Origin of the sequence: uncultured Xanthomonas sp. (assembly GCF_964278005.1) — a bacterium.
Lineage (GTDB): Bacteria > Pseudomonadota > Gammaproteobacteria > Xanthomonadales > Xanthomonadaceae > Xanthomonas_A > Xanthomonas_A sontii.
The window spans coordinates 526,065-547,968 of record NZ_CAXYKF010000015.1 but is presented as its reverse complement, the minus strand read 5'-3'; the positions used below and the strand labels follow the sequence as shown (position 1 = coordinate 547,968).

General features: G+C 63.9%; 21 protein-coding genes and 1 pseudogene. 11 read left to right on the top strand and 11 right to left on the bottom strand.

The window, feature by feature from the left end; genetic code table 11:
* Positions 1 to 24: 24 nt before the first annotated feature.
* Complete coding sequence (locus ACHWVH_RS10880; protein WP_394687141.1) at positions 25 to 1,737, top strand: ATP-binding cassette domain-containing protein; 1,713 nt, start codon at positions 25 to 27, stop codon at positions 1,735 to 1,737.
* A 191-nt stretch (positions 1,738 to 1,928) separates the two neighbouring features.
* Here the strand turns inward: ACHWVH_RS10880 and ACHWVH_RS10875 are convergent, their stop codons facing one another.
* The 3 genes from ACHWVH_RS10875 to ACHWVH_RS10865 all read right to left on the bottom strand — a co-directional run bounded on the left by ACHWVH_RS10875 (position 1,929) and on the right by ACHWVH_RS10865 (position 4,320).
* Positions 1,929 to 2,204 (bottom strand): hypothetical protein, encoded by a 276-nt coding sequence (locus ACHWVH_RS10875; RefSeq protein ID WP_017910537.1) that lies wholly within the window; start codon positions 2,202 to 2,204, stop codon positions 1,929 to 1,931.
* A 272-nt stretch (positions 2,205 to 2,476) separates the two neighbouring features.
* Positions 2,477 to 3,757 (bottom strand): phospholipase D-like domain-containing protein, encoded by a 1,281-nt coding sequence (locus ACHWVH_RS10870; RefSeq protein ID WP_394687140.1) that lies wholly within the window; start codon positions 3,755 to 3,757, stop codon positions 2,477 to 2,479.
* 332 nt (positions 3,758 to 4,089) lie between these two features.
* Positions 4,090 to 4,320, bottom strand: coding sequence for a hypothetical protein (locus tag ACHWVH_RS10865; RefSeq protein WP_295961458.1), 231 nt, complete (start codon positions 4,318 to 4,320; stop codon positions 4,090 to 4,092).
* Positions 4,321 to 4,510: 190 nt separating this feature from the next.
* Here ACHWVH_RS10865 and ACHWVH_RS10860 point away from each other — a divergent pair, with 190 nt between their 5' ends.
* The 7 genes from ACHWVH_RS10860 (at position 4,511) to ACHWVH_RS10830 (ending at position 9,641) form a co-directional block, all read left to right on the top strand.
* Positions 4,511 to 5,020 (top strand): DUF2796 domain-containing protein, encoded by a 510-nt coding sequence (locus ACHWVH_RS10860; protein WP_052250733.1) that lies wholly within the window; start codon positions 4,511 to 4,513, stop codon positions 5,018 to 5,020.
* Positions 5,017 to 5,730, top strand: a complete 714-nt coding sequence (locus ACHWVH_RS10855) for an ATP-binding cassette domain-containing protein (RefSeq protein ID WP_394687139.1) — start codon at positions 5,017 to 5,019, stop codon at positions 5,728 to 5,730. The genes ACHWVH_RS10860 and ACHWVH_RS10855 overlap by 4 nt, the downstream gene beginning before the upstream one ends.
* Positions 5,731 to 5,732: 2 nt before the next feature.
* On the top strand, positions 5,733 to 6,986 hold the full coding sequence (locus ACHWVH_RS10850; protein WP_394687178.1) for an ABC transporter permease: 1,254 nt from the start codon (positions 5,733 to 5,735) through the stop codon (positions 6,984 to 6,986).
* Positions 6,987 to 6,988: 2 nt separating this feature from the next.
* Positions 6,989 to 7,585, top strand: a complete 597-nt coding sequence (locus ACHWVH_RS10845) for a DUF3299 domain-containing protein (protein ID WP_394687138.1) — start codon at positions 6,989 to 6,991, stop codon at positions 7,583 to 7,585.
* On the top strand, positions 7,572 to 8,222 hold the full coding sequence (locus tag ACHWVH_RS10840; RefSeq protein ID WP_394687137.1) for a DUF3299 domain-containing protein: 651 nt from the start codon (positions 7,572 to 7,574) through the stop codon (positions 8,220 to 8,222). The genes ACHWVH_RS10845 and ACHWVH_RS10840 overlap by 14 nt, the downstream gene beginning before the upstream one ends.
* 12 nt (positions 8,223 to 8,234) lie before the next feature.
* On the top strand, positions 8,235 to 9,041 hold the full coding sequence (locus ACHWVH_RS10835; RefSeq protein ID WP_394687136.1) for a hypothetical protein: 807 nt from the start codon (positions 8,235 to 8,237) through the stop codon (positions 9,039 to 9,041).
* A 141-nt stretch (positions 9,042 to 9,182) separates the two neighbouring features.
* Complete coding sequence (locus ACHWVH_RS10830) at positions 9,183 to 9,641, top strand: hypothetical protein (RefSeq protein ID WP_394687135.1); 459 nt, start codon at positions 9,183 to 9,185, stop codon at positions 9,639 to 9,641.
* Between the two features lie 144 nt (positions 9,642 to 9,785).
* Here the strand turns inward: ACHWVH_RS10830 and ACHWVH_RS10825 are convergent, their stop codons facing one another.
* Positions 9,786 to 10,697 (bottom strand): LysR family transcriptional regulator, encoded by a 912-nt coding sequence (locus ACHWVH_RS10825; protein ID WP_394687134.1) that lies wholly within the window; start codon positions 10,695 to 10,697, stop codon positions 9,786 to 9,788.
* Between the two features lie 137 nt (positions 10,698 to 10,834).
* Between ACHWVH_RS10825 and ACHWVH_RS10820 the strand changes: the two genes are divergently transcribed.
* A complete protein-coding gene (locus ACHWVH_RS10820; protein WP_394687133.1) occupies positions 10,835 to 12,052 on the top strand; it encodes an FAD-dependent oxidoreductase in 1,218 nt (405 codons plus the stop codon).
* Positions 12,053 to 12,444: 392 nt separating this feature from the next.
* Here ACHWVH_RS10820 and ACHWVH_RS10815 read toward each other — a convergent pair whose 3' ends face one another.
* Together ACHWVH_RS10815 and ACHWVH_RS10810 are read right to left on the bottom strand one after the other, a co-directional pair.
* On the bottom strand, positions 12,445 to 12,957 hold the full coding sequence (locus tag ACHWVH_RS10815; RefSeq protein ID WP_394687132.1) for a hypothetical protein: 513 nt from the start codon (positions 12,955 to 12,957) through the stop codon (positions 12,445 to 12,447).
* A 12-nt stretch (positions 12,958 to 12,969) separates the two neighbouring features.
* Positions 12,970 to 14,013 carry a YaaC family protein gene (locus tag ACHWVH_RS10810; RefSeq protein WP_394687131.1) on the bottom strand — a complete coding sequence of 348 codons (1,044 nt, stop codon included), beginning with the start codon at positions 14,011 to 14,013 and terminating at the stop codon, positions 12,970 to 12,972.
* 437 nt (positions 14,014 to 14,450) lie between these two features.
* Between ACHWVH_RS10810 and ACHWVH_RS10805 the strand changes: the two genes are divergently transcribed.
* A complete protein-coding gene (locus tag ACHWVH_RS10805; protein WP_394687130.1) occupies positions 14,451 to 16,193 on the top strand; it encodes a hypothetical protein in 1,743 nt (580 codons plus the stop codon).
* A 744-nt stretch (positions 16,194 to 16,937) separates the two neighbouring features.
* Here ACHWVH_RS10805 and ACHWVH_RS10800 read toward each other — a convergent pair.
* From ACHWVH_RS10800 to ACHWVH_RS10785, 4 genes are read right to left on the bottom strand one after another with little or no spacing between them, the layout of a single operon-like run.
* The gene (locus tag ACHWVH_RS10800) at positions 16,938 to 17,279 is read right to left on the bottom strand and encodes a DUF6527 family protein (protein WP_394687129.1); all 342 of its coding nucleotides are present in this window, start codon (positions 17,277 to 17,279) and stop codon (positions 16,938 to 16,940) included.
* Positions 17,270 to 18,655, bottom strand: a complete 1,386-nt coding sequence (locus ACHWVH_RS10795; protein WP_394687128.1) for a ThiF family adenylyltransferase — start codon at positions 18,653 to 18,655, stop codon at positions 17,270 to 17,272. Before ACHWVH_RS10795 ends, ACHWVH_RS10800 begins: the two co-directional genes overlap by 10 nt.
* Positions 18,652 to 19,752 (bottom strand): multiubiquitin domain-containing protein, encoded by a 1,101-nt coding sequence (locus tag ACHWVH_RS10790; RefSeq protein ID WP_394687127.1) that lies wholly within the window; start codon positions 19,750 to 19,752, stop codon positions 18,652 to 18,654. Before ACHWVH_RS10790 ends, ACHWVH_RS10795 begins: the two co-directional genes overlap by 4 nt.
* 31 nt (positions 19,753 to 19,783) lie before the next feature.
* Positions 19,784 to 20,005 carry a DUF2188 domain-containing protein gene (locus tag ACHWVH_RS10785; RefSeq protein WP_218490265.1) on the bottom strand — a complete coding sequence of 74 codons (222 nt, stop codon included), beginning with the start codon at positions 20,003 to 20,005 and terminating at the stop codon, positions 19,784 to 19,786.
* 112 nt (positions 20,006 to 20,117) lie between these two features.
* On the opposite strand from ACHWVH_RS10785, the gene ACHWVH_RS10780 reads away from it, so the two are divergent.
* The gene (locus ACHWVH_RS10780) at positions 20,118 to 21,011 is read left to right on the top strand and encodes a WYL domain-containing protein (protein WP_394687126.1); all 894 of its coding nucleotides are present in this window, start codon (positions 20,118 to 20,120) and stop codon (positions 21,009 to 21,011) included.
* A 279-nt stretch (positions 21,012 to 21,290) separates the two neighbouring features.
* Here the strand turns inward: ACHWVH_RS10780 and ACHWVH_RS10775 are convergent.
* Positions 21,291 to 21,599, bottom strand: a pseudogene (locus ACHWVH_RS10775) (integrase); the annotation flags it as partial.
* Positions 21,600 to 21,904: the final 305 nt, after the last annotated feature.

The following is a 21,904-nucleotide window of genomic DNA, read 5'->3' as shown; positions in this document are numbered from 1 at the left end:
GGTCCGCCCCAAGGACACCCACCGATGAGCACACGCCCGCAACCGGTATCGCACTTGCTGCGCGCCTTCGTCGCCGTGCTCGGTCGCGGCGAGCGCCTGCGCATCGCCGGGTACGTGCTGCTGTCGCTGCTCGGCGCGCTGGCCGGCGCGCTGGCCGCGGTCGCGCTGGTGCCGCTGGTGCAACCCGGCCACGTGCTGACCCTGGCCGGCCACGCCTTGCCGTTGCCGACCGGCTTCCTCGCGCAGACCCTGCTGTTCGTCGCCGCCAGCAGCGGCTTCGCCCTGCTGCGTTGGTGGGGCACACGACTGGCCGCGGACCTGGCCAGCCGCCACGCGCTGGACCTGCGCCGGCAGGTACATGCGCGGCTGCTGCAGGCGCCGCTGCCGGCCCTGGCCGACGCCAGCTCGGCGGAAATCGCCAACCTGCTCACCTACAACGTCGAGATCGTGGTGCAGGGCTTCAGCGCGCTGCTGCAACTGCTGGTGGCGGCGATCACCGCGGTGGTGAGCCTGGCCGCGGCGCTCCTGGTCTCGCCCATGCTGGTGCTGGCGCTGCCGCCGCTGCTGGCGCTGGGCCTGCTCGCCTTCCGCATCGCCGGCCACGAACAGGCCCGGGTCAGCCGCGAGTACGTCGCCGACATGACCCGGCTGTTCTGGCTCAGCGAGGATTTCCCGCGGCGCCTGCGCCACGTGCGCTCGTTCGCACGGGAGGCGCGCGAGCAGGAAGCCTACGAGGCGATCGCCGGTCGGCTCGCCTATGGCTACGCGCGCCAGCAGGCGCTGGTCGCCTCCGGCCGCCTGTTGCTGGAACTGGCGGCGGTGGCGGCCATCGCCGCGATCATGCTGCTGGCCGGAGTGTGGCACGGCATCGACCGCGGCGCGCTGATCACCGTCGGCCTGCTGCTGGGGCGGCTGCTGCCGTACCTGGTCTCGACCCGGCAGAGCGTGCAGCAACTGCGCTCGGCCGCGCCTGCGCTGGAGTTGTGGCAGCGCTACGTCGCGCTCGGCACGCTGCCAACGCCACCTGGCACCGTGGCGGCACAGCCCAGTGCGGCGACAGAAGCGACGGCGCCGATCCAGATCGAACGCATCGGCCTGGCGCCGCCGCTGGCCGCGGTGGCCTTGACCGGTCTGGTCCTCGCACCGGGCACGCTGACCCTGATCAGCGGCCCATCCGGTGTCGGCAAGAGCAGCCTGATGGACGCGCTGGCCGGCATGGTCGCGCCACCGCAGTTCGCCGCGCACTGCGACGGCCGCGCGCTCGACTTGGCCGGCTATCGCGCCGCGCTGCAGCCCTTGGCCTATGTCGCCCAGGGCGTGCGGCCCTGGCAGCACAGCGTGCGGCACTGCCTCGCCTGGGCGGCACCGGCCGCGAGCGAGGCCGCGATGTGGGAAGCCCTGCGCGACGTCGGCCTGGCCGCGCGCCTGCAGGGCGGCACCGGCCTGGACACCGCCGCACACGGCGCCGGCGCGCGCCTGTCCGGCGGCGAACTGCAGCGGTTGCTGCTCGCCCAGGTGCTGCTGCGGCAACCGCGCGTCGCCTTGCTCGACGAAGCCACCAGCGCGCTCGACGCCGTCGCCGAACAGCAGGTCCTGAGCACGTTGCGGCGGCGGCTGCCGCAGACCGCCCTGGTCGCGGTCTCGCACCGCCTCGGCCTGACCGCCATCGCCGACCAGTGCGTGATGGTGCAACGCGGGACCGTGTCGCCGCTGTTGTTGGCTGATCGGGCTTCCTGAGCCGACAGCATTCCCTCAGCGTCGCACTCATCAGCAGGGGCCGAACTCCGCTCAGCCCGCTGCAGCCTACTGCTTCGTATGCGTCTGGCAGTCGGATATGTGGGACCAGCAGAAAAACAAAACCCCGCAAGCGGGGTCTTGTTCCTATGTCGTGCCATCTGGACAGACAAGACTAAATTGGGGCACTCCCCCTACGGGATGTCGCACTTCATCTTTCCATCCACGTAGTACGGCTTGGGCACGTCCGGATTCTGGCTGGTCTTCTCGAACACCACCTCGAACGAGTTGGGGTCCGGCTTGCCCTTGCGTTCGGTACAGGCGTCCTGCAACTTCTTCTTGACCGCGGCGATGCCGGCGTCGCGGTTGGCACCGTCGGCGCTGTTGGTGAGATTGGCGACCTCGGCGAAAGCCGGCGAGGCGAGGCCCAACAAGCTTCCTGCGAACACGAGTGCGTGCAGCGTCTTCATGGCGTCTCCTTGTTTTGATGTCCGTACGCGGTGGGAGGCGTGCGTTGCGGCGCATGCGGCAATGCCCGGCGCCGCGGCCGCCCTCCAGCGCGGAGCCAGGATAGGGAGTGCTGGTTAAGGCTTCGTGGGGATCGGCGCGCAAGACCGTCGCAGCAACATTCGACAGGTTAACGCAACGCATTGACGCGGCGCTGGGTCTTCGGGCCGAGCGCATGCTTTGACATGCGCCGGCTCGCCCATGGACGCACAGGCCGCGCAGGACGACTCAGCGACTACTCGGTCCGCGGCGCCTCGTAGTTCTGCCCAGGCTGCAACGTAGTGACGTAGGGGCCGTTCCAATCCCGGTCGAAGATGCGCGTCAGCGTCTCGGCTGGCCCCTTGCCCTTGACGAACACCGAGGCGTCCACCGCGGTATTGAAGTAGCTCCATTCCCAGTTGCCGGTGCCGATCACGCTGCTGCGGTCGTCGGCCACCGCGTACTTGGCGTGCTCGACCCGCGCATACGGGATGAAGCCCTGCGGCGCCGGCGGCAGGCGGCTGAACTTCACCGCGATGTTCGGCAGTGCGGCCAGGCTTTTCAGATAGGCCTGCATCGGTTCGCGCAGCGCCCAGTCGGCGACGATGATGTGCACCTGCACGCCGCGGGCGGCGGCGTCGCGGATGGCGCTGTCGACCGGCGCCCACCAGCCCTTGGGCCCGAAGCTGCGGATCGCCGAGAGCGTCATCACCTGGATGCGCAGCCCATGCTGGCTGGCGCGGATCATCTCGACCAGGGCCGGCTCCTCGGCGCTGACCCATGCCGGCTGCAGCGCCGGCGGGCTGAACGCGGGGAAGGCGACCAGCGGCGCGTCGCTGCCGGCATCCAGCAGCACCGGATCGGTGGCGGTGACCGGAACGAAGTCCGGCGGCTGCACACCGCGCGCCTGCGCCTTGGCCAGATTGCCTTCGTCGGCCAGGCGCCAGCTGTAGTCGAAGCTCGCGGCGAAGGTCTTGGCGAAGCGCGCGTCATCGATGCGCGCGCCGATCTCATGGATCTGCTCCAGCGCCCGCCAATCCCAGTTCTGGCTGCCGACGAACACGCTGGCGTCGTCGACGATCATGTACTTGGCGTGCAGCACGCCGCCGGTCAGCGTATCGACCGGCAGCACCCGCGCGGTGATACCCGGCACCTTGCCCAGCCAGGCGACGCTGTCCGGGTTCTTGGCCAGGAAGGTGTGGTCGACCAGCAGGTGCACCGCCACCCCGGCGCGGGCGCGGGCGGCCAGTGCGTCCAGTACCGGCGTCAGGCCGGTGCCGGGCTTCTCGGAGATGTAGAACGCGGCGATGTCGATGCGCTGCCTGGCCCCGTTGATCATCGCCAGCCATGTCTGCTGGGTGCGCGGCACGCCGGGTTCGCCGTAGACGCTGGCCTCGGGCACGCTCTCGACGATCTGGAACTGCGAGGGCTGCGGCCGGGCCTGGGCGCCGGTGGCTGCCGACAGCAGCAGGCAGGCCATGGCGGCGGACAGGAAGCGGCGTGCGGGATGCACGCTGGCGATGGAAGCGAGAGGCACGTTGGGTGTCCTTGCGGGAGCGTGGGAAGTGGATGCCGGGCGGCGATGCGCGTGCATGCTACCGGCAGCGGTCGTAGCTTGGCAGCCTGCTTTGCAGCGCATGTGTCAGTGAGATGGTTACGGCTAAGTTGGCGTTCCCGTCCAGGGGCGTCAGCGCTTCAAGGCAGAGCGCGCCACCAATGCGCACGCAGGCCGCGGCCGACCTTCATCGCTTGACCATTCACGGTCCTGATTGGATCAGGGCGTCGCCATGCCGCGCCGTGCGGCGTTCGCAGAAGGAATGCATCGCCGTCCAACGGCACCGGCGACCGCGTCGTGCCGCGCGAGAAGATTCAGGCCCGACCGTCGGCGAATGCGGCCTGCGCCTGCGCAAACCACTGCAGCACCTGCTGGCGATGCGGCTCGCCCCAGCAGCGCACGAATTGCTGGGTATGGTGGTCGGTGAGGTCGTTCAGCGCCGCAATGCGTTGCGCGATGTAGGCAGGCTCCAGTCGCAGGCCGCAGTCGACCTCGATGCAGTGGCGCCAGGCGGTGTAACTGTCGGGAATGATGGAAGAAGACATGAAGATCCCTGGAGTTCGGCGCCCATCGCGGCACAGGGCCGCCGTGCGAGGCGCGTCGGTGGTGGCCGGATGCGAACCGCGGCTGACTGACGGCAACGGCAGGCTTGCGCCCGCGCTCGATAGTTCACTAATGTTATAGTGTAACTCAACCGATGCGCTGCATATGCGACCTGGCATTCCCCTGATCCTGTTGCTCCTCTCCGCCAGCTCGCCAGCCACCGCTGCGATCCGCCACCATGGCCCGCACGTGCACGGCCAGGCCAACCTGGAGGTCGCCGTCGACGGCACCGCCGTGGACGTGCAGCTCAGCGCGCCCGGCATCGGCATCCTCGATTTCGAACACCCGACGCGCGATGCCGGCGAGCGCCAGCGGCTGGAGGCCGCGGTCGCCACCCTGCGCGGTGCGGGCTGGTTGCAGTTCCCGGTCGCGGCGGCCTGTTCGCTGCGCAGCGCGCAGGTCACCACCGAGGGCTACGACGTGGCGATGGCCGATCCGGACGAGCCCGGCCACAGCCACGCCGAGTTCCACGCCCGGTACGCGTTCAACTGCACGCAGCCGGCGCGCCTGGATCACCTGCAGGTGCTGTTGCCGCAACGTTTCCCCGGGTTGCACACGGTGCTGGTCGATGTCGCCACCGCTGCGGGCCAGGGCCGCACCGAGGTGGTGCCCGGGCAGACCCGGGTGAAGCTGCCGGAATGAACCAGCACCACGTCGTCGAACTGACCGAGCTGCGCTTCGGCTATCCCGGCGCCGCCGCACCGGTGCTGGACATCGCATCGTTTGCGCTGCCGCGTGGGCAGCAACTGTTGCTGCGAGGCGCCAGCGGATCGGGCAAGAGCACCTTGCTGGCGTTGATCGCCGGCGTGCTGCAGCCCACTACCGGCTGCGTGCGCGTGGCCGGGCAGGACCTGGCGGCCTTGCGCAAGGCCGCACGCGATCGCTTCCGCGCCGACCACTGCGGCGTGGTGTTCCAGCAGTTCAACCTGCTGCCGTTCCTGAGCACCCGCGACAATATCGCGCTGGGCCTGCAGTTCTCCGCGCGCCGCGGCCGGCTGGCGGCGGGCACGCAGGCGCTGGACACCGAGATCGAGCGGCTGATGGTCGCGCTGGGCCTGGACGTGGCGGCGCTATGGTCGCGGCCGGCCGCGCGCCTCAGCGTCGGCCAGCAGCAACGCGTTGCCGCCGCGCGCGCGTTGATCGCGCGGCCGCCGCTGCTGCTGGCCGACGAACCCACCTCCGCACTCGACCCGGTCGCGGCGCAGGCCTTCCTGCAGTTGCTGTTCGCCGAGTGCCGGCAGGGCGGCACCAGTTCGATCGTGGTCAGCCACGATCCGTCGATCGCGCCGCTGTTCGACGCCCAGGCCGACCTGGCCACGCTCAACCGCGCCAGCGCCGGAGGTGCGCAATGAGCTTGTTGAAGCTGGCCCTGGCCAGCCTGCGCAGCCGGCGCCTGGGCGTGGCGTTGACCGTACTGGTGATCACCCTGAGCGTGACCCTGCTGCTGGGCGTGGAGCGGATCCGCACGCAGGCGCACGAAGGTTTCGCCAGCACCGTGTCGGGCACCGACCTGATCGTCGGCGCGCGCTCGGGCCCGGTGAACCTGTTGCTTTACTCGGTGTTCCACATCGGCGACGCCACCAACAACGTGTCGTGGAAGAGCTACCAGGACCTGAGCGCGATGCCCGAAGTGAAGTGGGCGGTGCCGCTGTCGCTGGGCGATTCCTACCGCGGCTACCGGGTGGTCGGCACCAGCACCGACTTCTTCGAGCACTACCACTACGGCGCCAAGCATCCCCTGGCGTTCGCGCAGGGCAGGGCGTTCGACGATCTCTACGATGCGGTGATCGGCGCCGACGTCGCCGCCGCGCTCGGCCGCCACCTCGGCGACGAGATCGTGCTGACCCATGGCACCGGGCGCATCAGCCTGGCCAACCATGCCGACAAGCCGTTCCGGATCGTCGGCATCCTGCGCCGCACCGGCACGCCGGTGGATTCCAGCGTGCTGGTGTCGCTGCAGGCGATCGAGGCGATCCATATCGACTGGCATTCCGGCGTGCGCCTGCCGGGCCAGCACGTCAGCGCCGCGCAGGCGCGGGCGATGGACCTGACCCCGGACACCATCACCGCCTTCATGCTCGGCCTGAAGACCCGCATCGCCACCTTCTCGGTCCAGCGGCGGATCAACGAGTACCCGGAGGAAGCGATGCTGGCGATCATGCCCGGCGTCACCCTGCAGCAGCTGTGGGGCACGCTGGGTACGGCCGAAGGCGCCTTGCGGATGATCGCCTCGCTGGTGGTGCTGCTCGGCCTGGTGTCGATGGTCGCGCTGCTGGTGGCCACGCTGCAGGAGCGCCGGCGCGAGATGGCGATCCTGCGCGCGGTCGGCGCACGGCCGCGCGACATCGCCTGGCTGCTGCTGTTCGAGGCCGGCCTGGTCACCGTGGTGTCGTGCGCACTGGCGCTGCTGCTGGTGACCGCGGCCAGCTGGCTGGCGCGCGGCTGGGTGCTCGATCATTTCGGCCTGGCGATCAACCGTGTCGCGCCCAGTGCGGCGGAGTGGGGCTGGCTCGGCTGCGTGCTGCTGGCCGGCGTGCTCGCCGGCATCGTGCCGGCCCTGCTGGCCTATCGCCGCACCCTGGCCGATGGCCTGTCGCCGGAGCTGTGAGCATGACCCGCTGGATCCTTCCCTTGCTGGCGCTCGCACTGCTGTGCGGCTGCGGCCGCCAGCAACAAGCCCCCATCCCGGAAAAAGCGCAGGCGACAGCGGCGGCGCAGCCAGCACCGACCAAGGAAGCGGCGATCAACCCGCCACTGGGCGAGCCCGATGCCGACGGCTATCGCGAGCTGGACTGGAGCGCGATGCTGCCGCCGGCCGAGCTGAAGGCGCTGGAAAACAGCGACGAAGCACCGGTCAACCACACCGGCAAGCGTGCGATGCCGCAGACCGGTACCTACAACACCGTGGCCGCCGTGCTGGCGCGCAAGGTGCGCCTGCCGGGCTACGTGGTGCCGCTGGACAGCGACGACGCCGGCCGCGTGCGCGAGTTCCTGTTCGTGCCGTACTACGGCGCCTGCATCCACGTGCCGCCCCCGCCGCCGAACCAGATCGTGCATGTGCGCCTGGAAACCCCGATCGACCCGCCCGACATGTACAGCCCGTTCTACCTGACCGGCCAACTGCGCGCGGAAACCCTCCACGGCGAACTCGCCGGCACCGCCTACACGATGGAGCAGGCGCACCTGCATCCCTATGAAAAAGGCTGATCGCCATTTCCTGCTGACTGGAGTGCTGTGCCTGCTGGCGGGCTGCCACGGTGATGGCGGGAAGCAGCCGGACGCCACGCCCACACCATCGCCGGCAGCCACGCACGCGACCGCAGCCGCCGACGCCGTCCCGGACACAGTGGAACGCTGGGAACAACTGGCACCGGCCAACGACATCTACCAGCGCCCGCCGCCGCGGATCGGCACGGCGTGGCGAGGCGATGCCGCGGTGCTGGATCAGCCGGCGCCCGTCGACGATGGTCCCTCGGTGGTCAATGGCATGCCGATCGACCATTCCGGCACCCAGCGCGCCGCGCAGTTCGGTTCATCGCAAGTGGTGAAGGGCCTGGAAGGCAAACGCTTCGCCCTGGACGGCTACGTGGTGCCGCTGGAAAGCGACGACCAGGGCAAGGTCAGCGAACTGCTGTTCGTGCCGTTCTATGGCGCCTGCATTCACGTGCCGCCACCGCCACCGAACCAGATCCTGCACGTGGTGCTGCGCACGCCGATCGACGTACCGGAGCTGTGGGACCCGTTCCACCTGCAGGGGCGGCTGCATCTGGCCGACTTCAAGGCCGATATCGCCAATGCCACCTACGAGGCGGAGGACGCCACGATCACCCCGGTGCAGGGCTGAGGGCGCGGTCCGATGCGCCTGAAGTCGCCGATGCGTTTGGCGATCGCGATCGCCGCCTGTGGCGTCGTCGTTGCCGGCGGCGTGCTGTTGGCATTGCGCACGCACAGGCATGTGGCACCGACACCGCGTGCTGCTGCGACCACCGCGATCCACCCGCCAACGGTGCCCGCATTTCATGTCGCGCCATTGTCCGAAGATGCCGCCGACAAGCGCATCACCACACTGCTGCACAGCGACGCCGCATTCGCGCGCGACGCCACATTCCTGATCGTGGCCAGCATCCGCGAACGCTGCGCACCGGCCCATTCTGGTGAATTGGCCAAGATGGCCAACCGCGCCCGCCTGCCGATACTGGTCGCAACATCCGAGGTGACGACGCGCGAACCCGACCTGGACCATCCGATCTACCAGGCGATCCAGCGCACCGCCGCCGCTGCGCCCTGCGGCCGCGCGCTCGACCTGACAGCGACCGGCCTGCCGCTGCAACTGGACCCGGAACGCTACGCGGCGGCGTTCCCCGACAGCTACTACCAACCCACGCTGGACACCGTGCCGCACGAGTACGCCGGCCAGCCGCTGGGCACCCGCGCGGCACAGGAATGCCAGTCCATCGCCTACGCCGTGCTACCGCTGGGCCGGGACGGCTGGCAGTGCAGAGCGCTGTGGTCCGGCATGCGCCCGCGGATCGTCAAAGCCTGCGAACAAGCCCGCAGCGAAGGCGTGCAGGGGGCAGGTGGGGCGATTCCGCCGGAGGTCGCGAAACGGCTGACGCCGATGGTGGCTGGCTTGCTGGAGAAGTTGCCGGAATCCTGTCGCTAAAGGCTGTTGCTCAGTTGCAGCGGCTAGTGGAATCGCGCCAGTGCTGCAGCGAAAGGACGAACTGCGGTAGCGTGTGCTATGGCTAACAACCAATCAACTGGCACCGCTTCGCTACGCGGCTAAATTCAGGAAAACTCGCCTATGCAAGGTTCAGCGTTTCTAGTGGCAGCGCTTTCCGGCGTCTCGGCGCTTTTGGGCGTTGCATTAGGTCATATATTTGCCGCGAAGCGCGCACGCCAAGATGAACTCGCAGCGATGAGAATGGCTGCCTACGTAGACTTCTTGAAGTCGACCTCACTTCTGTTCACCGCGCGTCGCGCAGGACGCAACAAGGATGAAGTCGAAGAATTGGCTCACCTCAACGACGCCAAGGCGCGCATCTTGTTGACGGCCGATCTTCCTGTAGCCCAAAGCTTACAAAAATTCTGGTTGCAAGGCGGAACTTTGGAACAAGAGCAGGAGATCCTTGCCTTCCGTGCCCTCTGTGATGACATGCGCGAAAGCCTAGGCAAGGAACGCCTTTCAATGAGAATGGATCTTGCTGGTGTTTTGTTTAGGCTTGAACCGTCAACTTATTCGTACAAGGCTAGTGGTAGATAGGCATCACTCATCTCAGTCGACGCTGTTTCGCGACGTGACTTAGTGCCGCATTAGGGAGCTACTATTCCTTTTCGTACACGGGTTGGATCCGTAACGGCAATTAGGAATGTTTTCCCAGGCCACGTTGTTAAGTGGGTTTTACGTTCACTTGCCCCCGAACCCCTGCAACCGCAGCTGGATGAACTCCAGCAACGCCCGAACCCGCGCAGTGACCGAATGACGGTGACTGTAGGCGCCAAGCAATTGCAGCGGTGCAGGGCTTAGATCCAGCGGCACTTCCTGCAACCGGCCCGCGGCAAGATCTTCCTGGCATGGGTAGGCCGCAACGATCGCGAAGCCAAGCCCCTGGCGCGCGCCCGCCACCGCAAGTTCCCCGCTGTTGACGCGGTAGCGGCTGCGCACCGGCACCTTCACGATCTCGCCCGCAGGATCGAGAAACTGCCAGGGTTGCCCCTTCAGGGCGCTCACGGTGGTGATGCAAGGCAAGGATTTGAGCTCGCGCACGTGGCGCGGGATTCCGGTTTGGGCCAATAGCGCGGGGGACGCGACCACGATGCTGGGCAATGTCGCCAGTTCGCGGGTAATGAACGCACTGTCGTCCTGACGCCCGCGGTGGAAGATAATGGAGAGGTCCATGTCTTCCCGCAACACTTCCAGTCCGGTGAGGCGCGTGTCGCATTCCAACTCAATGCCAGGATGAAGACTGCAGAATTCGGCGAGGATAGGCGCGAGCAGCCTGGGCGCCTCGTTGGGCATGCACATCCTGAGAGGCCCCTTCAATTCGCCTTGTACTGCGCCGAGCTCCTCCTCCGTGGACAGCAGGGCGTCGAGTACCGGTTTGGCGCGCTCGTACACCAGCCTGCCGGCTTCCGTCATGCGCAGATGGCGCGTGCTGCGTTCCAGCAAGCGCACGCCCAACCTGCGCTCCAGCGCCGCGACGTGACGGCTGACGTTCGACGACGGCAGGGCCAGGAGGCGCCCCGCGCCGGAAAAGCTCTGCTCGTCGACGACGGCCACATAGACGCGGACTGCATTCAGGTCGAGCTTGCTGCGCACCGTTATCCCACCTGAGGTATGAAAGTCCGCCATTTTTGCATGCTAGTTTGCGCAATTGGTGGGGACCAAGATGCACTCCCGTCCAACGGCTGACCTTCAACGGCACGCGGGGACCAATTGAATCGGGATGCATCGGCATGAAGATCGGAGTACTGGGTGGCGGCATCGCAGGCTTGAGCGTGGCGCTCGCGTTGCACAAGCAGGGGCACACCGTCCGCGTCTATGAACGTCGGAATGGGCCGGCCACCATGGGCGCTGGCGTGACGCTCTGGCCCAACGCGGGTTTTGTGCTGCAAGAACTCGGGTTGTTGGAGGATGTCGGGGCGGTGGGCGGTCGGCCATTGTCGGTACACCGTAAAGACGCAGCGGGTAACGCGCTGGGAGGCCTGGACATCACGCTGCTGGACCGACTCATGGGCTACCCGACCCATACGATCCTGCGTCGCGATCTGCAGGCTGTGCTGCTGGACCACGTGGCACGCGCTGGTATCCAGGTGGAGTTCGGGCATCGGACGGTCGCGATTGATCTGGATGCCGGCGACAAGGCCGTGGCGCGGTTCGAGAACGGGAAGAGCATCCGTCCAGATCTGCTCATTGGTGCCGATGGCCGCATGGACTCGGTCGCGCGCAAATTCGTCGCAGGGGACAACACCCCCATCTACCAAGGGTTCGTAAACTGGATCGGCGTTGCCCAGGGAAGTGGCGCGTTGGTCAGCAAGCTCGCAATTCAGGACTACTGGGGGACCGGCGATCGTTTCGGTTGCGTGCCGATCCGGAAGGATCTGGTGTACTGGGCCGCCGCGCAGGCGCGGCCATTGCCTGAGGCGACGCCAGCAGCGGAGATGCGCAAGGAAGTGATGGATCTGTTTGCAGGATGGCCCGAGCCCGTCGCCCGCCTCATCGAAGCCACGCCGGCGCACTCCATCCAACTGATCGCCGTGCACGACGTGCAGCCGCTGCACACCTGGAGCCGAGCAAATGTGCTGCTCGTCGGCGATGCGGCGCACGCGCCACTGCCGACCTCGGGCCAGGGCGCCTGTCAGGCGTTGGAAGACGCCTGGCATCTGGCGCGGTGCCTCGAAGCGGCCGGCGGTGTGCTGGATCGAGCATTGCCGTGTTTTGCCGCAATCCGCGGACCCAAGACCACGAAGCTGGCAGAGCAGGGCAGACTGTTCGCGCGCGGCCTTTTCGCCCAAGACCCCGAAACCTGCCGTCTTCGCAATGCGCGCGCCAAGGCGTCCGATCCGTTGCGTGATGCCCAGGCCATGGCGGCAGGATGGTCGCAGGGCTTGCCGATGGCCGAATGCACTGACGGGACGCCGGCGAATGGCGCTGGCAGTCTGTATCGCCTCTGACAGACAATCCTGATCCGAATATCGCGAGACATCTCCCGCCAGAAGCATTCCACATGAACCGAAGATCCACTTCCCTTAGACGAAGAGCCGTACAGTGGGACTCGCCAACTCGGGTTCTAGGCTCGGCTTGCGCCGACATCCTGAAAGGCTCTCTTTTGGTTTAGACCAAGCGCGCCTGGGAGGCGATTAGTGATGTTTATCGGGGTAGGTCGTGGGCATGGTGCTGGAACTAATGTCCGCCTTCGGCCCGTTGCTGTCGGCGGACAGATTCAGTTGTAATACCTGAAAATAGTCGTAAAGCCTCTAGCATCGATAAGAGGCAAAAACCTTTCCTGCGTGCAATGAAATCTTCATTAAGAACGTTCTAAGGCTTAGGTCGATAGGCTTGAACGTCATCTGTACGCATCGATAGCTGCACCGACCTTTGCCAGAGCGTCGGCATCATTTCCGTACGACAGTACTTTAGCGATCGTCGGCAAGCCCAGAGCCATAAGTGAGACATAGCCCTCTCCGAGTTGAAGGCTATGAAGGTCTTGATCCGGAGTTCGGTAATCGACAGGTTGGGCTTTATGCCCCTCGTCCAGCTTAAAAGCGACGATGATTGGGGTTTTTCGGGCACAAGCAATTTGCATTTCAATGCCTAGACCCGTCGACGGAAAGCTCGCTTCAGCAATGACTAAGTCCGCCCACTCGACCATTTCCCTGTCCCAATCGTAGCAGAGTCTCGCTCGATCAGAAAATGGTTTCTGCCCAAGTTGAGGATCGCTGTCGCGAAGGGCGTACTTGACTTCGGCGTCATGCCTTTCTGTCAAATGCGCCGCCAGATTCTGCAAGAGGATCACATATGCAGCAAACTCGCAGCGAGGTACGTGCGTCAATCCGCATGCCAGATAAATTTTAATCATGATAGATACACTTCAGTTTGAGGGTCGCACGTTGGGAATCATGAACTGTTGACCTGTAAGCTCTGCTGCCAGTTCGTCAAGAAATTGAGCCGGCGACATTCGTATAAACTCCGTCAACAGCCAGTTCTTTTGGCCATTTAGAAAGGAGACCAGTTCGATAGGGCGATATCGACAAATTTCGCTGAGCCGATGCATCGCAAGTAGCGTCAGCGTGAGTGGCGAACGCTGCAGTCTAGGTGGGCCATGAACAACGCACTTCGCATACCAAAGCGTCTGCGAGCCGGCAAGGTAATTGATGTCCGGCCGAAGTCCGCTCAAAAGCCCTGCAATGGCGGCTTTATCGGTTGCCGAATCAGCATCTCTCTTACTGACTATCGCCGCCGCAACAGACCTGATCGTTCTTTCATCCTTCACTGTTGGATCGGCTATGAGCGAAGGTGGAAGGTGACGCATGTGGGCCCGTCCCATGAAGTCCTTCGACAAGAGTGCCGAGAAGTAGGCAGCGCCTGTTGCTGCATCAAACTTTATCTCGCATTCCGTAAGCGGAATGAAAAGATCGCGCTGATTTGCATAGCTTAGGCAAAAGGTCCGATGGATGCATGGCAAATTAAAAAAAATCTCCTCTAGGCTGTGAGTGGACGACGTCTCCAACTCACCCAGGTACTGCGACAATGCGGGCGCAATACCTCTTTGCATGATTCTTACCCCCTCATTTGAAAGGGCAATCTTGCTAGACGCCCCCCTCATGTTGTGCGCGCGAACACCATGGTGCTCATCGAAAGCAACACCTTTGGCGGAGAGCAATGCCTTCGTGGCGTTCATGAAAGTGTAGTAGAGCAATAGCGGGGCGGACTCGACTGGCATTCCCCGCGATGCCGAAAAGAACGACTGTGCTTGCTCCCAATAGAACAACGCGTTAGATTTCTTGGCGCGACGGAGCCAGAGGGAGACGTACTCCCAGTGGCTGTCGGTCAAGACAGTGCGGGCGCCAAGATTGGGACTGACCGTGGCCTTGTGAGGCTTCACGTCTCGGCCATTTATGCGCAATGTTTTCATCTATGCCTCTGCGTCATTGTAAGTAGACGACTCTCTCTTTGCTCAAGGCCAAGTGGGCGAAGGTAGGTCAGGCACCCTCCATTCGTCCGGCAGGTATAGCCGTGAGGGATCTCACAGGTCGCTTTGGCAATCAGAGATTCTTCGTATCGAGACAGAGCTTACTCGAAGGTTTTCAATCGTGGACAACAGCGTCTGGCTGGGAACGGACGTCTGAGTAGGATAGCGGATTAGGAAGATTTATCGGGGGTAGGGATGCCGCAGCCGACCCATAGCTGACAGACTGCTCTGGGATCTCAGGGCAGTCGGTGCTTTGGGGCTGGCGTCGATCGCGCCCTTGAGGCAGTTGTGGCGGCGCCCCCTCACTATTTGCTTGGTGCAATGGAAGTCTGACGCGCGATAGTTTGGCCAGGCGCTTACGTCATTCGCAGGAGGAAGCGATGCTCAAATCTATAGACATTGAGAACGTTAGGGGCATCAAGAGTTGCACGTTTCAACTCGACATTATTCCTAACAAGCCGTCGCTCCTTGTCGCTCCAAATGGGTTCGGAAAAAGTTCGCTTGCAGCGGCGTTTGCCGCGCTCAAGACCAACCGAATAGAGCTCCCAAAGAATCAGTTCCACTTAGGAGACGAATCGCTCGCACCAAAACTAACCCTCACCATCAGGCGGAATGACGGGACTTCCACTCTCGTTGCAGACAGAAACTGCAACGCAATTGCGGCATTCTTTGATATCCATGTGGTCGCCAGCCGGCTTCGGGCAAAGGCCACTAAGCACAATATGGGCAAGTTCACGACCGCAACAGCATCGCTGGAGATCAGTGACCTGGTGCTGGTCCAGACCATTCCCCCCAAGGCACAACATGCCTATGACGTGATGGAGATGCGCACGCGTTTTGGGCTATCCGGCAAGGCTTTTCAGAACCTCGGCAAGACACTCGGGAGCCCGACGCTAGCCGACGGTTTGATTGATCTGTATGGCGTGATGGACAAAGTGTCGGGTGTCCGCATTCAAAATGACATAGAAGAGATGACCGCGTTGCTTCAGGCCCAAGCCGGAACCGCCGACGAAATACGTGCGTGGGCTGGCGGTGCCCTCGCGCCACGCCTTGAAGCGATAGACGCCGTCAAGGCGCTGGCTGATCTCTTGGCGATGGCTGCCGGTCCCACTCAAGCCCGTATCGATGCTCTCCTATCGGGTCTGCAGGTGGTGCTGACCTACCTAGGCAATAAGAAGGCGTTCAAGGAAGCGTGTAAGTATCTTTCGTACGTCAACGAAAAGGAGAGCTTTGAGGACATCATAAAAGCGTTCGGTTCTACATGGAAAAGGGTCAAGCCTACTGAGCGCAAGGGGAGTCTCGTTGTCTCGTTCCCGCCAGCGTTGCATATCTCTAATGGCCAGCGTGACTCTCTATGCTTTGCGGCCGAGTTGAGGAAGATTGAGCGATCAATCTCGTCGCGCGACATCATTCTCGTCATTGACGAGGTGTTTGATTACCTAGATGACGCCAATCTTGTGGCTGTCCAGTACTACATCACCAGGCTCATCAAGAAGGTCCGTGAAAAACAAAGGAGCATGTACCCCCTGATTCTAACGCATCTGAATCCTTACTACTTTAGGAACTTCACATTCGCTAGTCAGAAGGTCTATTTTCTGAAGAAGTCCAAGCCAGCCATCAACAAGGACTTTCGCGCCCTCATCGCAAAGCGGGAAGATCCATCCATTAAAGAAGACCTTGGTCGCCACTATCTGCACTATGACCCGTCACCGGTTGACGTAACGACGCAGTTCCAAGCTCTTGGCCTGAAGGAGTCCTGGGGAGATTCGATCGCATTCCATTCTTACACAGAAGCGGAGTGGAATAAGTACGTCAACGAATCGGATAACTATGATCCATTTGCGGTCTGCTGCTTTGTCCGTGTCAGGATTGAGAAGATTGTCCATGACGCAATCCAAGGCCCGGTTCAGAAGTCTGATTTCCTCGGCAAGCGGATGACGAAGAACAAGCTGGATTTTGCCGTTGCAAATGGTGTCGACGTTGACGACACCATCTACCTCCTGGGCATCATCTACAACGACGGGATGCACGTTCACGACAACGTGGATGACAATAGTCCCATCGTTTCTAAGCTGGAGAATCGGACCATTCGCCATATGCTCATCGAGAGCGTAAGGGAGTAAGCCGCTCTTGCAATTTGCAGTACTAATGTCTGTTTGCGGCCGGAAACGGAAGCCCGCGGGGCAGGTGATCAGGAGGCTTTATCGGGGGGAAGCAGCCGCGTGGCTAGTGGCCGAGCGCAGATTGCGCCTGGCCTGCTGAGAAGATGGAGGCGCGGCCAGAACGCCGAGGCCTTGCAAAGCCAAGTTCAGAGCTGTCCGGCTCAGACCTTCTTGAGCACCGTCCACCGCTCAACGCAGCTACTCTCCTTCGCCGCGGGACGCGCGAGGCCTGGGTCCAATAGGCCCGTGCTGGCCGCGGCATACAAGCGAGCGAGGCGGAGTTCGCGTTGGCCTAGTTTCGGGCGAATCCGCGCAGGGCGACTGGAGGGAAAAGGCAGCGGCGTCTCTTGCTACTCAGGGCGGCGCTACTCGGCGGCGGACTCGTCAGCGGAGTCGATCCGCCAGGCGATCTCGTCGATCGTCACGACACTGAGTAGAGACCCGTCCTTCACCGCGCAGAATCGTTCCGTGCATCGGACGAGTTGCAATAGCGCGCCTGACTCTGCCTTGAATCCGACCATCTGTGCCTGTTGGCCGAGGGGCGCTCACTCTTCAAATGCGCGCTCCGCTCGTGCGCTGCAGATACTATGCGCCGCGCTCAGCGGCATCACGATCACACCACAAACGCGGCCGATGAGAGCGAGGGTGGGGGCACCCAAGAGCACGAGCTGAGCGGCGTGATTAGAGAGGCTTGGAAGCGGCGCATCAGCGCACCCAATGGATCTGGCCATCGCGCACCCAGAAGTGCGAGCGGCAACCGGTGCTGCGCCACACTGAGGGATGAAGAGTCGGCAAGTCGCCGCGCGCAGTGAGGGTCCATCGAGGCCTCGCTGTCGGAGACAGCAGGAGCTCGATCACCGCACCGCAGCCGCATGGGCAAGTCATCACCGCGGCCCATGCCTCGCCCTCATCCATCATGCGAAGAAGCCGCTTCGGCGGAACACTGGAAGGCGCGTCATATCCAATCGTATCCAGCACGCGGATGTCGATGCGCCGGCGGCCGAGCAACTGGCGGAAGAAGTCCTTGACCCACCAGATCACGCGCACCGCTTATCCTCCAATGCCGGAAGGCCGAGCAGTGGGGCGCCGAGGCCGAGCGCTGTCTGCGAGGCCCGCTGGGCCGGGAACTCCGTCTCGGGCGCGTGGGAGGTCTCTTCGATCACCAGATCGAACTCGGTTCGTGCGTAGGGCCCGTTGTCCTTCCTATAAGGCGTGAGGCGCGCGACCAGCTCCTGCACCACCATACTCGCGGCGCGCATGTTCACCGAGATCACGGCTGGTGCTTCTTCATGGCTGCCAGGCATGTAGCCCTCCATCACCTGCTGCGCGAAGGCTTCGGGGTTTCGCCTGCGAAGATCCTCGGCAGCGAGCTGCTCGGGCGAGTATACGCGGCGGTCGAGCAGGGTCGAGCGGCCGGGCTGGATAAAGTCGATACGGCCAGAAATGTTGGCGATCCTCATATGCCCACGCGGGTGGAACACAGGAATGTTCACGCCAACATCGAAGAGCGGCTGGAGCATGGACGCGGCGAGGCGGTCGGCAATGTGGCGTCCGTCCACGCTATCTACGCACGAGAAAAGAATATCCGCGTCAGCCGCAGCCCGGATTGCGGGCCAGGTGCCGATTCGCTCCGGCACCGCGATCACGCGCGTACCGGGATGGCTCAGCGCAGCCGCGTCCTTGAACACATCCACCTTCAAGCGCCCGTTGATCGCGTCGGCGGCGGTGGAGTTGAGGATGCGGTTGAGGTTCTTGGGCTCGACCCGATCGTCGTCAATCACGATCAGCTCGCCGACCCCCATCCGGAGCAGCATCTCGGCCACGAGGCTCCCGGTGCCCGAGATCCCGACGATGGCCGCCGAGAGCCGCGAGAGCTCGGCGCGCATCTGGGCACTAAACGGGAGGATCGGCGGGCCAGGCGGATCGTCGTGCCAGCAGAGATTGATCTCCTCGCCGTGGACGGCGACGAGGTCGATGGGCTGGGGTGTCATGTCGCGGGCGTAAAGGCGTGCCCGGATCGCGCCGCCCGGAAGCATGATCGCCGTACCGTGCCACGGCGCGTCGGTGCGTGCGTAGGGATACAGGTAGGGCATCAACTCCTGGTCGGAGGCGTCATCCAGGGGCGAGAACTCGGGATAGCCGCTGGGGTGGGAGTGGATCAGGACCAGAGCGAGTCCTTCCTCTTCGGTCCGGTCGAGCCACTCATCGAGCATGTCCGTCGGCCAAGTGAGGCGATCGGGCTTGCGCCGGCAAGCATCATGGGGAACCGGAACCACCGAGCGGACCAAGAGCTTCAAGCGCTGGCCCGCGTCGCGCGTGCACACCAAGATGGCGGCGGCTTCCTTGCCGTCGCCGGGGAACAGGTGATCCCGAAGCACGTCGTGGTCGACGCCCGCCATCACAAGCGCGCTGCTGCGCTTCACGCGCCGACCTCCCGCGCCAGCGCCTCGTCGATCAGCGCGAAGTGGGAGGCGAGGTTGTCGACGCCCGGGTTCCACTGGCTGGCGCCGCCGCGGTGGCGCGACCAACGCTGGAAATTCCGGCCATCGATCGCCTGGTGGTGCTCGGTCTGCGGCGGGACGCGGCCGTTGATGCTGAGTGGCGGGTGGCAGAAGAACATGTCCAGCGCGGCAGTCGGGTAACTCGGCGGGATCAGGACGGCCAAGGTGCAGGCGGCGGCGTTGTAGCCCGGCGGCAGCGGGAATTCGCTCACGATCAACCACTGCCCGTTGTTGTTGACGGCCTGCCAGTGCAGGCCGCGCCTGTCGAGGAACTCGGCGTCCGCAGCGAGCAGACTGAACTCCCGGCGGGCGTCCTGCCCGTCGCCGTTGTTCACCTCGCTGGGCGCGACGCGCAGGCGCTCTACGCCGGCTTGGCTGAGGTCGAGCTCGTCATCGAGGTTCACCGTGCGCACCGGCTGACCCTGCACCTTGAACTTCATCGTCCAGGGCCGCGACACGTCGAAGCCGGCTGCGGTCAGCGCGTTGCGCACCAAGACGCGCGACTGCGGCCACTCAGTGTCTTCGTCATTCACGCGCAGGTGCCAGACCGCGCGCTTGGTGTAGAGGCGCTCGACACCCGGCATGTCGAGGTCGATCACCTCGCCCGGCTGGACCAGGCGATCCTTCTGGTCGCTGAGCTCAAGCCAGAGCTCCATCGCCGGATCGACGCGACCGATCCGGCGCACGGTGTCCGCATCCAGCGGGCCAGCCCAGGCGTAGCGCTCCTCGTCCAGCGTGAAGTAGGACACCCTGTCCGACTTGATGGCGAAGAATGCGAGGAGTGGGCCGCTGCGCGGCAGCTTTATGGTGTCATCGAGGGCCACCTCGTTGGTCGGGCCGCTGTCGGGCCAGCGCAGGAGGGCGTAGTCAGCCGCGGGGCGGAGCCGGGCTGCAGCCAGAATCTGCTCGCCGGTCGGGGTGTGATCGCCGAGTTCGATGGGCTGGTCGTTCACGATCACCGCGCTCTGGCGGCGGTCGTTGGCTTGTTCGGGCGGTTCGCTCTGGTCTTGCTGGTTCATAGTCGTAGTCTCGGTTAGGAGAATGAGTGGGTCAGCCTTTCGGGGGGAAGGGATCGCTGCCGTAGCTGTTGGAGTCGCGGATTCGGCCGTTCGGCCGGTGGATCACGACCTCGCCGCGCTCGCGGATGGCCTGCTGGCGGGCGGCCTCGGTGGCCTCGGTCTGGGTGCCGTGGGTGCTGCCGACCCGGCTGGCCCCCTCGGAGCGGGTGGCCCAGCCCGGGCCATGGGGAACCACATGAATGCGCTTGGACATGTGTGCCTCCTAGCGGCCGGATTGACCGTATAGAAATCATACGCGTAGTTTCTATAGGTAGTCAACTATCTTATCTGATGGTAATGTGCGGCCAATCCTCGGGAGGCGCCACATGAACCAAGCAGCCGAGAAGGCAAAGCATCGGTGGGGGCAGAACCGCCGACTGCACTTCATCGACGTCCGCTTGCAATACGACGGGCGGATCAACCGGGCCGACCTGATGTCCTTCTTCGACATCTCGCTGCCACAGGCCAGCGCCGATTTGAAGCTCTATCAAGACCTAGCGCCCCAGAATTTGCTCTATGACCCTCGGCAGCGGATGTATCTGGCCGATCCCAGATTCGAGCCGGCATTCGCGCGAAGCGAAGCGACGCGCTACTTGAACGAGTTGCAGCGCCTGGCGCGCGGGATCATCGAGCCAGACGAAAGCTTCATCGGGTTCCAGCCGGACACCGGCGTGGTAGCGACGCCAGTGCGAAAGATTGGCGCTGTCGAGGTCGCCATCCTCGTGCGCGCTATCCGTGATCAGGTTGCGCTACGGGTGCGCTACCAGTCCATGGAAGAGGATGACCCGAGAGAGTTCGTCCTGACACCGCACGCTATGGGCTTCGATGGCCTGCGCTGGCATGTGAGGGCATGGTGCCATTCCAGAGCGCGGTTTCGGGATTACGCAATCGGCCGGCTGACTGTTCTGGGGCCCGTACTAGCGCCCAAGATTGACGCAGCCACTGACGAAGGATGGAACACTCAGGTCGTAGTCCTCCTTGTGCCTCATCCTGGACTTTCGAGTTCGCAACGCGAATGCGTGATGCGTGATTACGCCATGCAGAACGGTAAGATAGAGTTGAAGTGTAGAAAAGCGATGCTCTTCTACACGCTGCGGCATCTAAATCTTCAAGACCTCGAAGTCGGGAAGGTTCCTGCTCAACAGCATGTCGTCGTTCAGAACAGCGAAGATGTGCGGCGCTGGGTCGACGAGGACAGAGAGGGTATCGCGACGCAGTGATAGCGAGCGCTGTCGCATTGATCGGCCGACGCGGCGACGCGGACTGCCTCCCCGACTAGTCGTGCGTTGGGTAAGTGCTCGGTGATTTCGAAGGAGCGACCGCCGATGCAAGTCGGAACGATGTGCGTACCAAGGTGCGCACATCGTTCGCCGGGCGGGAACTCAGTTAAGAGATATTCGTGGTAGGAGGGGCCGATTGGACCTGGGGGGGCGGGCACTACGTGAGGTTGATATTCTGGGTGCGGAAAGCTCAGCAGGAAAACCATTGATCACCAGCACCTACTTCAATAGTCGCGTCGCAGGATTGTCCTCAGCAGCGCCGGCTTGGAAGTATCCAATGACGCTCGCCACAGATCGGTGCTCGGTCATCGCCATCACCGGCGGCAGCGGCACACCTTGCTTACCTGCCTCGGTCACGAGGCCCGAGCGCAAGCTGTGAGTCCCAAAGTCCCCCTCCAATCCCGTCAAACGCGCCCGGCGCTTCACGATAGCGGCCACTAAGCCCGGGAGCAGGGCAGGGCCAACTCGCCCCTTCCAGATCCGCCGAAAGATCGCCCCCTCGTTGATCCCGGCGGCCTCTAGCCAGGCTCAACAGCAACTGATGAGCCTGCGAAAAGAAGCTGCAATGGCCGAACGGCTGCATGACGAGGAGCTCGAGCGCGCGAAGGCCACGGTCTCTCAGACTCGCCAGGAACTTACCGTCCAGCAAGCGCGTGCCGACGCGTTGGAGGCACAGCTGGCCAAATTGAACGATCTCCCTGCGGCACTCGAAGCGGATTGGCACCAACGTGTTGGACACGGTCAGCCCAAGCCTCCTAAACAGCACGCTCCAGGCGTAGTAGCGGCAACGTGGCTGCAACCTGACACCAATCAAGCTGCCTGCATACTAAAGA

Coding starts and splice junctions, on each gene's coding strand:
- ACHWVH_RS10780 (WP_394687126.1), top strand. CDS start 20,118: ATGAACCAAGCAGCCGAGAAGGCAAAGCATCGGTGGGGGCAGAACCGC.
- ACHWVH_RS10880 (WP_394687141.1), top strand. CDS start 25: ATGAGCACACGCCCGCAACCGGTATCGCACTTGCTGCGCGCCTTCGTC.
- ACHWVH_RS10830 (WP_394687135.1), top strand. CDS start 9,183: ATGCAAGGTTCAGCGTTTCTAGTGGCAGCGCTTTCCGGCGTCTCGGCG.
- ACHWVH_RS10845 (WP_394687138.1), top strand. CDS start 6,989: ATGACCCGCTGGATCCTTCCCTTGCTGGCGCTCGCACTGCTGTGCGGC.
- ACHWVH_RS10875 (WP_017910537.1), bottom strand. CDS start 2,204: ATGAAGACGCTGCACGCACTCGTGTTCGCAGGAAGCTTGTTGGGCCTC.
- ACHWVH_RS10865 (WP_295961458.1), bottom strand. CDS start 4,320: ATGTCTTCTTCCATCATTCCCGACAGTTACACCGCCTGGCGCCACTGC.
- ACHWVH_RS10820 (WP_394687133.1), top strand. CDS start 10,835: ATGAAGATCGGAGTACTGGGTGGCGGCATCGCAGGCTTGAGCGTGGCG.
- ACHWVH_RS10805 (WP_394687130.1), top strand. CDS start 14,451: ATGCTCAAATCTATAGACATTGAGAACGTTAGGGGCATCAAGAGTTGC.
- ACHWVH_RS10840 (WP_394687137.1), top strand. CDS start 7,572: ATGAAAAAGGCTGATCGCCATTTCCTGCTGACTGGAGTGCTGTGCCTG.
- ACHWVH_RS10815 (WP_394687132.1), bottom strand. CDS start 12,957: ATGATTAAAATTTATCTGGCATGCGGATTGACGCACGTACCTCGCTGC.
- ACHWVH_RS10790 (WP_394687127.1), bottom strand. CDS start 19,752: ATGAACCAGCAAGACCAGAGCGAACCGCCCGAACAAGCCAACGACCGC.
- ACHWVH_RS10835 (WP_394687136.1), top strand. CDS start 8,235: ATGCGCCTGAAGTCGCCGATGCGTTTGGCGATCGCGATCGCCGCCTGT.
- ACHWVH_RS10855 (WP_394687139.1), top strand. CDS start 5,017: ATGAACCAGCACCACGTCGTCGAACTGACCGAGCTGCGCTTCGGCTAT.
- ACHWVH_RS10785 (WP_218490265.1), bottom strand. CDS start 20,005: ATGTCCAAGCGCATTCATGTGGTTCCCCATGGCCCGGGCTGGGCCACC.
- ACHWVH_RS10810 (WP_394687131.1), bottom strand. CDS start 14,013: ATGAAAACATTGCGCATAAATGGCCGAGACGTGAAGCCTCACAAGGCC.